At 63.7% G+C, this 9,586-nt stretch carries 8 protein-coding genes; 2 read left to right on the top strand and 6 right to left on the bottom strand.

Annotated features, from left to right (window positions below):
- Positions 1 to 116 precede the first annotated feature (116 nt).
- Positions 117 to 3,620 (top strand): PAS domain S-box protein, encoded by a 3,504-nt coding sequence (locus JQ628_RS24940; RefSeq protein ID WP_212226375.1) that lies wholly within the window; start codon positions 117 to 119, stop codon positions 3,618 to 3,620.
- Between the two features lie 872 nt (positions 3,621 to 4,492).
- Here JQ628_RS24940 and JQ628_RS24945 read toward each other — a convergent pair.
- Positions 4,493 to 5,125, bottom strand: a complete 633-nt coding sequence (locus JQ628_RS24945) for a response regulator transcription factor (RefSeq protein WP_212226376.1) — start codon at positions 5,123 to 5,125, stop codon at positions 4,493 to 4,495.
- A gap of 156 nt (positions 5,126 to 5,281) precedes the next feature.
- On the opposite strand from JQ628_RS24945, the gene JQ628_RS24950 reads away from it, so the two are divergent.
- Positions 5,282 to 5,626 (top strand): hypothetical protein, encoded by a 345-nt coding sequence (locus JQ628_RS24950; RefSeq protein ID WP_212226378.1) that lies wholly within the window; start codon positions 5,282 to 5,284, stop codon positions 5,624 to 5,626.
- A 104-nt stretch (positions 5,627 to 5,730) separates the two neighbouring features.
- Here the strand turns inward: JQ628_RS24950 and JQ628_RS24955 are convergent, their stop codons facing one another.
- From JQ628_RS24955 to JQ628_RS24975, 5 genes are all read right to left on the bottom strand, one after another.
- Positions 5,731 to 6,054: a PilZ domain-containing protein gene (locus tag JQ628_RS24955; protein ID WP_212226380.1), complete on the bottom strand. Its 324-nt coding sequence runs from the start codon at positions 6,052 to 6,054 to the stop codon at positions 5,731 to 5,733.
- A 1-nt stretch (position 6,055) separates the two neighbouring features.
- A complete protein-coding gene (locus JQ628_RS24960; RefSeq protein ID WP_212226383.1) occupies positions 6,056 to 6,925 on the bottom strand; it encodes a CheR family methyltransferase in 870 nt (289 codons plus the stop codon).
- Between the two features lie 48 nt (positions 6,926 to 6,973).
- Entirely contained in the window at positions 6,974 to 7,351 is a 378-nt protein-coding gene (locus tag JQ628_RS24965; RefSeq protein ID WP_212226386.1) for a response regulator, read from the bottom strand.
- Between the two features lie 109 nt (positions 7,352 to 7,460).
- Entirely contained in the window at positions 7,461 to 7,934 is a 474-nt protein-coding gene (locus tag JQ628_RS24970; RefSeq protein ID WP_212226389.1) for a chemotaxis protein CheW, read from the bottom strand.
- Positions 7,935 to 7,948: 14 nt separating this feature from the next.
- Positions 7,949 to 9,586, bottom strand: a 1,638-nt coding sequence (locus JQ628_RS24975) for a hybrid sensor histidine kinase/response regulator (RefSeq protein WP_212226398.1), incomplete at its 5' end; no start/stop codon positions are given.

The following is a 9,586-nucleotide window of genomic DNA, read 5'->3' on the forward strand; positions in this document are numbered from 1 at the left end:
CGAAGCAGTCATCGTCCTCCCGGGCAGCCGGAAATATTGCTTCCGGTTCCTGACACTGGGGCGTCGTTATTGTGCCCGGCGCCGTGTCGGGACAAGGGGAAAGCGCGAAGCGCGGGATGACTCTTTCTACCAGACTGGCCATCGCGATGATCCTGCTGGTCGCGATCGCGGTATCCGCGGTCGGCTGGCTGAGCTATCGCAACCTCGAGCAGGCCCTGCTGCCGCGCGTGCTGGACCGCATCGAGACGCATTCGCGATTCGTCGCCGGCGATCTGGCGTCCGAAGTCCGCTCCGGGCCCGGCGATATCACGACCTTCCTGGGTCTGGCTTCGGTCACGGGCTTGATGCGCGCGCTCACCAATGGCGGCGTCGATCCGGTCGATGGCACGACGGAAGCGCTCTGGCGAGAGCGGCTGGAAGGCCGGCTGGCCGCGCAGATGGCGCTGAAGCCTGCCCACTCGCTGCGCTTCATCGGAATCGCGGATGGCCATCGCGAGATCGTGCGTGTCGATCGCTCGGGGCCGAACGGCGCCGTCCGTATCGTTCCCGAAGCCGAATTGAGGCGGGTTGGCGATGCGCCATACTTTGCGGACACGATCAAGCTGGCGCCGGGCGAGGTATACGTATCTCCAATCAGCCTGAATGAGGAGAACGGTGTCATCGAGACGCCCCCGGTTCCGACGATGCGGATCGCCAAACCGGTCATGGCTCCGGATGGCAAGCCGTTCGGAATCGTCATCGTCAACGTCGACATGCGCGCGGCGCTCGATCGCGTCAGGACATCGGGACGGCCGGGCGAGAATATCTACCTTGTCGATCGCAAGGGCGATTATCTCATCCATCCTGATCGCACGCTCGAATTCGGCTCGCAAACCGGCAAGCCCGGCGGCTGGTGGCGCGACTTGCCCTACCTCGCGGCGTCCGCCGGAGCCACGCAGGGTTTTGGACGTCTCGTCCCGGACGGAGCCGGCCGGTCCGATGGGGTAGCCTTCGCACCCACCATGTTGGCCGGCAGCCAATGGGTAGCCGTCGTCGAGCTGACGCCAAACGCCGTGTTCATGGCGCCGGCGTCGACGATCCAGAACAGCACGATCCTGGTCGGACTGATCGCCGTGCTGTGCGCGGCGGTGCTCGCGCTGCTGATCGCACGGTCGCTCACCGGACCGATCACGCGACTGACGGAGGCCGTCGAAGGCGCCGCGGATGGCCGCACCGCCCGCATTCCCGTCGATGCCCCCGGCGAGACCGGCGTGCTGGCGCGCGCGTTCGTGCGGGTGATGGACGAGGCGAACGCAAAGACCATCGCGCTGGAGCGCGAGGTCGAGGAACATCGCCGCACCGAGGCCGCGCGCGAGCGCCATGCCGAGCGCGAGCACCTGTTCAGCGCCGCGGTCGAATCCTCCAACGATGCCATCATCACGCTGGCGCTCGACGGCACCATCACGGGGTGGAACCTGGCCGCCGAGCGGCTGTACGGCTACAGCGCGGCTGAAGCCGTGGGCAAGAACGTCGCCATGATCGTACCGCCCGAACGACTCTCGGAAGTGGAGGATACGAGGCGCAGGATCGGCTGGGGCGAGCGGATCGAGCAGAACGAGACCGTGCGCATTCGCAAGAACGGCACGCCCGTCGACGTTGCGCTCAGCATCTCGCCGATCAAGTCGCCGTCGGGCGAAACCATCGGCATCTCGAAAGTTGCCCGCGACATCACCGAAGCCAACAGGACGCGGGCGACGCTGCGGCAGCAGACCGAAGAGCGCCGCCGGATTTTCGAGACCTCGCAGGATCTGATCCTGGTGATGGATTCCAGGGGCATCCTGGTGCAGGTCAGCCCCAGCTCCAAGATGATCCTCGGCTACCTGCCCGAGGAGCTGATCGGCAAGGATCCCACCGAATTCGTGGTCCCCGACTACCTCGAGAACTCCCGCAAGGAAATGCGGGCCACGCGGCGCGGGCAGCGCTTCAGGATGTCGGACACGCAGGTGTTCCACAAGGATGGGCGCGCGGTGTGGCTGTCCTGGCTCGGAACGTGGTCCGAACCGGTCCAGCGCTACTTCTTCGTCGGCCGCGACATGACTGAGAGCCGGCTTGCACAGGAGAGCCTGCGCGAGAGCGAGCAGCTCGCGCGCGGCATCATCGATACCGCGCTCGATGCCTTCGTGCAGATGGACGAGACCGGCACCATCATCGACTGGAATTCTCAAGCCGAGAAGATCTTTGGCTGGCCGCGCGCCGAGGCGCTCGGCCGGAAACTCGGCGCACTGATCGTCCCGCCGGATCACCGTGAGGCGCACCGGGCCGGCCTCGAGCATTTCCTGCGCACCGGCGAGAACCGGATCCTGGGCCGGCGTCTCGAGATCGAGGCGCTGCGGCGCGACGGCAGGGAGATCAAGGTCGAGCTCAGCATCACCGAGCTGCGTCGGCGCGGCGGCGTCGTGTTCAACGGCTTCATCCGCGACCTCACCGACAAGATCGCGGCGGAAGACCGCATCCGGCATGCCGAGAAAATGGAAGCGATCGGCCAGCTCACCGGCGGCATCGCCCACGACTTCAACAACATCCTGACGGTCATCACCGGCACGATCGAGATTCTGGGCGAGGCGGTCGCGGACCAGCCGCAGCTTTCGGTCATCACCAGGATGATCGACGAGGCGGCTTCGCGCGGTGCCGAGCTCACCCAGCATCTCTTGGCATTCGCCCGCAAGCAGCCGCTACAGCCGCGCGAAGTCGACATCAACACGCTGATCATCGACACCGCAAAGCTGCTGCGGCCGGCGCTGGGCGAGCCGATCGAGGTCGAATCGGTGTTCGAGGACGAGGCCTGCTTTGCGACCGTCGATCCCAATCAGCTCGCCACCGCCATCCTCAATCTCGCGCTCAACGCCCGCGACGCCATGCCTGACGGCGGCAAGCTCATCATCGAGACGGGCTCGGTGTACCTCGACGAGAACTACGCCAGGACGAACGAGGACGTCAGGCCCGGCCGCTATGCGATGATCGCGGTGAGCGACACCGGGGCCGGCATCCCGGCCGCCATCCTCGACCGGGTGTTCGACCCGTTCTTCACCTCGAAGGGGCCGGGCAAGGGCACCGGTCTCGGGCTCAGCATGGTCTACGGCTTCGTCAAGCAATCAGCCGGCCACATCAAGATCTACAGCGAGGAAGGCCACGGCACCACGATCAGGATGTATCTGCCGCCGGGCACCGGCTCGGCCATTGCGCCGGAGATACAAGCACCGGCCGTGCAGGGCGGCAGCGAAACCATCCTCGTCGTCGAGGACGACAAGCTGGTGCGGGACTACGTGCTGGCGCAACTGCGCTCGCTCGGCTACGTCACGCTGGATGCCGGCAACGCCGTGCAGGCGCTCGCCATCGTCGATGCCGGGCACCCGTTCGACCTGCTGTTCACCGACGTGATCATGCCAGGCAGCATGAACGGCCGTCAGCTTGCCGACGAGATCGAGAAGCGCAGGCCCGGACTGAAGGTGCTGTTCACGTCAGGTTACACCGAGAACGCGATCATCCATCACGGCCGGCTCGACGCCGGCGTGCTGCTGTTGCCAAAGCCCTATCGCAAGTCGGATCTGGCGAGCATGATCCGGACCGCGCTCGGCGGCTGAGCGATGACGTAGGCGGGGGTCGGGCCTAAGCTCGATCCAGTCGTCGGCATCCCCAACACAAGGACTCATAAAGACCGTCATCCCCGCGAAGGCGGGGATCCAGTACGCCGCGGCTTCTCGGTTCTATCACTGGCGTCTCTGGAATACTGGATCCCCGCTTTCGCGGGGATGACGGATGAGTGTGTGTCGGCGTTCTCGCGACACACTGTGCCCGAGTCTTCGCAATCTCGTTGTCCCTCTCAAAAACAGAGGGCGCAGGGAATGCCGGGTGCGCGCTGCACCCGCGGTCTCGTGTGCCAATTGCGCAAGCAAAGAAGGCGCACACGAGCATACAGGTGAAGCGGTGAACACGCCGGCATCCCCTGCGCAATGGCTTTACGGCTTATAACGTGATCTCCCCGGTGAGCGGGCTTGTTGTCACCATCGCCTCGCGGAAGTTCCGCAAGGCTTGACGCCAGCGTCGCGGCGCCAGGACCACACGACTTCGCCGTACGCGATCAGCGTTTCGTCAAGCACGCCGACCGCGTCCATCGCATCTCATCCCAACGTTTGGTGGCGATGGCCAACGCCCCTCCTCGGGGATGAGGTGCCCCGTTATAATTCTGATTTGCCGAAATTGACAAGCGAAATATTTTTGATTTCGGGGCTTGACATAGCTTCTGAAAATCGGAAGTTGATTTGCCCGACGAGGCTGAGCAAAGTGTGCCAGGCTCATTTTAGGATGACTTGTCGCGGCCCCGCGAATTAAGCAAGCGTAGGGCGGGTTAGCGAAGCGTAACCCGCCGATGGCTGAACAACGAATGGCGGATTACGCTTCGCTAATCCGCCCTTGTAATAGCGTAGCATACCTCACCATCTTCGCGTCACCGTCCTCACGACCTCGCCGCCGTCATCACGATCCTCACCAGATCCGCCGCATTCCGCGCGCCCAGTTTCTTCATGATGTTCGCGCGATGGTCCTCGATGGTGCGCGGGCTGATGCCGAGGCTGCGGCCGGCTTCCTTGTTGGAGGCGCCGGCGGTGAATTGCTCCAGCACTTCGCGCTCGCGCCGCGTCAGCGGCTCGCGGCCGGGGAAATGCAGCTTCTCGATCTTCGAGCCGGAGTCCACCGTCTTGCGGCGGACATAGGCCTCGATGGCTTCGTTCAATCGCGCGACCAGTTCGCTGCCGCGGAACGGCTTTTCGATGAAATCGAGCGCGCCATTCTTGATCGCGCTCACCGCCATGGCGATGTCGCCCTTGCCCGAGATCATGAAGATCGGCGCCGGGTATTCCTCGCCGTGAAGTTCTTTCAGGATATCGAGGCCGGATTTTCCGGGGATGTGCACGTCGAGCAGGATGGCCGCCGGCGTCCTCGTTCGCGCCACCGCCAGCAGTGCGGCGCCATCGGCAAAGCAGATCACCTGATAACCGCCGGCCGACAACACCATGGAAAGCGTGTCGCGGACGGCCGGATCGTCGTCCACTACGAATATCTCGCCCCGGGCATCGGGCTTATCGGACATGTGCCATCGTCCCCGCATCGTGAAAAAAGATCACGCGCACTCGCCGAACGGTACTACGCGAGCACCGGATTCGAACGCACCCGTATTTGTACGGGACGATCACTTAACCCACAAGTAGCAGGGCTCCCCCTAAAAGTAGGAGGCAGGAGAGCAGTCATGCATAATGGAACAGGCAGCAGCGTGCCGGCGCAGTCCGATGACCGGGATGTCGTCTATGAAGCTGTGGTCGCCGACCTCACTTCGCTTGTCGCGCGCATCCAGGCGAGCCTGACCATGATTGAATTGGCCGTCGCGCAGGAAGCATCGGCCGCCCTTCAGGACCTGCCCGCCGCCAATGTCGTCGTGCTGGACGATGTCACGCCCCGCTACCTGAAAGCCGGCGCGGCGCTGAAAGCCTGCGATGCCGGCCTCGGGGTGGCCTTGCATTTCCTTCGTGAACCGATGGTATCCGGAACTGGCCTACATGATGCCACCGGGAGCCGTTGTGTGACGGCGCACTGACTGGAATCTTTCCACAGTTTCGATCGAGAGTCGGCTCTGACGCAACGCGGCCGCCGGCCAGGCTTGAAGACCTTGTGCGTCACATGGCCGCTGATCCGGCGGGCTCAGGCCATCATCATGTCCACGCCGGCCCCGCCGCCGGGCCGCTTCTTGCCGTTCTTCCCCTTCAGGAAGGCGACATCCATCTCCGTTCCATTGACGCGGACCAGTTCGCAGCGGCGATAGGCAAGTCCGGTCGAGGACAGCAGCAGAAAAAATTCCTTCAGGTTGAGGCCCTGGATGGAGCCTTCAACGGTGAGCGCGGCGTCGGTGTCCGAAATGGCATTGAGGACGCAATTGCGGCGCCAGGTGCCGTCGATCGCCATGATGCAGACGTCGTAGCCCCGGCTGAACGCAACGCGCTCGGTTCCCTTTTTTTCCTCGGGCATCTTACATCCCCGCTGCCGCCGCAAGCCTCGGCGCCATGGAAGCGGACGTCTTCGCCGCGCGCTGTTCGTTGGGGCGGTAAAGGCCGCGGCGCTCCGGATAAGGCTTGAAGGTTTCGGTCAGGCCGACCACCGTCTCCGCCGCGCCCAGCACGAGGAAGCCATCCGGCTCGGTCGCTCGCTGGAGACGGTTGAAGATGTTGATCTTGGTGTCCTGATCGAAATAGATCAGCACGTTGCGGCAGAAGATCACGTCAAACGTGCCGAGCTGGGAGAAGTCGTGCAGCAGGTTGAGCTGCCGGTGCTGCACCATGCCGCGAAGCTCGGGATTGATCTGCCAGAACTCGCCAGTTTGCTTGAAATATTTCACCAGCATCTGGATCGGCAGGCCGCGCTGCACCTCGAACTGGCTGTAGATGCCGGCCTTCGATTTTTCCAGAACCTCCTGCGACAGGTCGGTGGCGATGATCTCGGTCCGCCAGCCGGCGAGCGAAGCGCTCATCTCCTTCAGGCACATCGCCAGCGAATAAGGCTCCTGCCCGGTCGAGCCGGCGGCACACCAGATCCGGACGCTCTTGCGGGCCGCGCGCGTCTTGATGATCTCCGGCATGATCATGTCGCGGAAATGCTCGAACGGCACCTTGTCGCGGAAGAAGAATGTCTCGTTGGTGGTCATGGCTTCCACCACCTGGGTGAGAAGCGATGCCGATCCGCCCTTCATCTTCTGAACGATGTCGGGGATGCCTGACAGGCCGCATTTGCGCGCCAGCGGCAGCAGGCGGCTTTCGATCAGATATTGCTTGTCGGCGGACAGATCGAGACCGGACTGGTCCTTCAGCAGCTTACGCAGGTACTCATAGTCTGGCGGGGTCACGGGCGGCCTCTCGAAAACAAACGCAACACAACACGGGGGAACCGGCTCTTACACCGGTTGCGCGATCAGTCCGACTTCCTGGAATTTGGCCGCGACGATGTCCTTGTCGAACGGCTTCATGATGTACTCGTTGGCGCCGGCATGCAGCGCGCGCGAGATATGATCGATGCCGTTCTCGGTGGTGCAGAACACCACCTTCGGCTGGTCGCCGCCGGGCAAGCGGCGCAGATTGATCAGGAAGTCAAATCCGTCCATCACGGGCATGTTCCAGTCGAGCAGCACCGCGTCGGGCAGTTGCTGCTTGCAGGCCTCCAGCGCCTGTGCGCCGTCCTCTGCCTCGATGATCCGGAAATTCATCTCTTCCAGGATCCGGCTTGCGATTTTCCGGATGACGCTGGAGTCATCGACAACAAGGCATGTTTTCATTTTTTCAAACCTCCCAACTGGGGCACTTTCAATCTTGTTTGAGCATGACCTTTTCGGAAAACCGGTTCCCACTTTTCGCTAACGCGGCCCTTCGGGTCCGGATCATGCTCTAGGCAGCCATCGCCGCCTTGGGCGCGAGTTCGAGCACGCGATCGACGTCGAGGACGACCATGAGCTGGCCGTCGAGGCGGTGGACGCCGCCGGCGAGTTTGGCCATGCGCGGATCGAGATTGACGGGGTTCTCCTCGCAGCTCGCTTCCGGCAGGCGCAGCACCTCGCCGATCTGGTCGATCAGCAGGCCATAGGATTCGCCGCGCAGGTCGACGCCGACCGCCATCGGCGTCTTGCCGTCCTCGTTTCGGGGCAGGCCCAGGCGGGCGCGCATGTCGATGACGGTGACGATACGGCCGCGCAGATTGAGCACGCCGGCGATCTCGGAGGACGCCAACGGCACCCGCGTCAGCCGCTCCGGCATGAACACGTCCTGCACGCGCGAGATCGGCAGGCCGAACAGCTGCCCGCCGATCACGGCGGTGACGTATTCGGCAACGGCGCCCTCGATGGTCTCGGTCTTGGTTGTCATATGAATGGTTTCCTTTAGGCAGCCTGCCGCACCACTTCGGCGGTCTGTTCCTTCAGCGCCGCGATCAGGCCGGGCCGGTCGAACTTGGCGACATAGTCGTGGAAGCCGGCCTGCCGGCCGCGCTCGATCGCCGCCGGCGAGACCATGGCGGAGAGCGCGATGATCGGCATCCGGCCGAGGTTGTGGTCGGCGCGAATGCTTTCGGCGAACTCAAAGCCGTTCATGTCGGGCATCTCGATGTCGGTCAGCACGACGTCGAAGGATTGGCCCGAGCGCAGCGCGGCAAGCCCTTCCTGCGCATTCGGCGCGGTGCGGACCTTGTAGCCGGCGGCTTTCAGCACCGGGGCCAGCATGTTGCGGAAGAAGGCGCTATCGTCGACCAGCAGCACGGACTGGGCGCTGGAGGAGGGGCGCATCTCCTTGCGGGAGAACCAGTCGGCAAACGCCATCGGGAGGAAGTGACCGACATCGATCACCTCGGTGGCCTGGCCCTTGATCACGGCCGAGCCCAAAATGCCGTCCTGGCTGCCGGCCACCTCGATGTGGAGGCGCTCCTCGACGATGTCGATGATCTCGTCGACCACGAGGCCCATCGAGCGGCCGTCATCGGCGAACACCAGGATCGGCTGGGAACCCTGAGTCTGCACCGAGACCCCGGCCATCTGCACCAGCGGCATCAACTGCTCGCGGTACTGCACCATGTAGCGGCCGTTGGACAGTTCGATCTTGTCGGTGGCGATCTCCTCGAGGCGGGTGACGAGGCCGAGCGGCACCGCCTTGGGCTGGCTGTTGCCGGCGCGGAACACCAAAAGCGAAGTGAGCTGTTCGCCGGTCACATGGGCCGCCGCATTCTCTTCCGCCATGTTGTGGGCGGCCGAGCCGGAGGCGCCCAAGGCTTTGGCGATGCCGTTGGGGTCGATGATCATGATGACGGCGCCATCGCCCAAAATGGTGTTGCCGGAGAACATGTCGATGTGGCGCAGCTTGGTCGACATCGGCTTGACCACGATTTCTTCGGTGTGGAACACGCCGTCGACCACGATGCCAAAGGTCTGGCTGCCAACTTGCGTCACCACGATAAAACCGTTCTCGGGATCGGAGGTGGCGCCGTCGTCGATCTTCAAAAGCTTCTTGAGGTGGATCAGCGGCAGCAGCTTGTTGCGCAGCCGCAAGACCGCGGTGTCCTTGATGCGCTCGATGCGGTGCTCCGAGTTGGCCCGGGCGCGGACCAGTTCGACCACCGACAATTGCGGGATGGCAAAGCGGTCGCCGCCAGCTTCCACGATCAGGGCCGAGACGATGGCGAGGGTCAGCGGGATCTTGATGGTGACGCTGGTGCCTTCGCCGGCCACACTCTTGATGTCGATGGTGCCGCCGATCTGGTCGATATTGGTGCGGACCACGTCCATGCCGACGCCACGGCCGGACACCGAGGTCACTTGCGCGGCGGTGGAGAAGCCGGGCGCGAAGATGAACTTGTGAACTTGCGCTTCCGACATTTTTTCCAGGTCAGCCTCGGTGACGAGACCATTGGCCAGCGCCTTGGCCTTGATCCGCTCGGTGTTGAGGCCGCGGCCGTTGTCGGCGATGCAGATGATGATGTGGCCGCCCTCGTGATAGGCGGACAGTCTTATGGTGCCCTGCTCGCCCTT

The sequence above is a fragment of the Bradyrhizobium lablabi genome, from assembly GCF_018129385.1.
GTDB classification, from domain to species: Bacteria; Pseudomonadota; Alphaproteobacteria; order Rhizobiales; family Xanthobacteraceae; genus Bradyrhizobium; species Bradyrhizobium lablabi_C.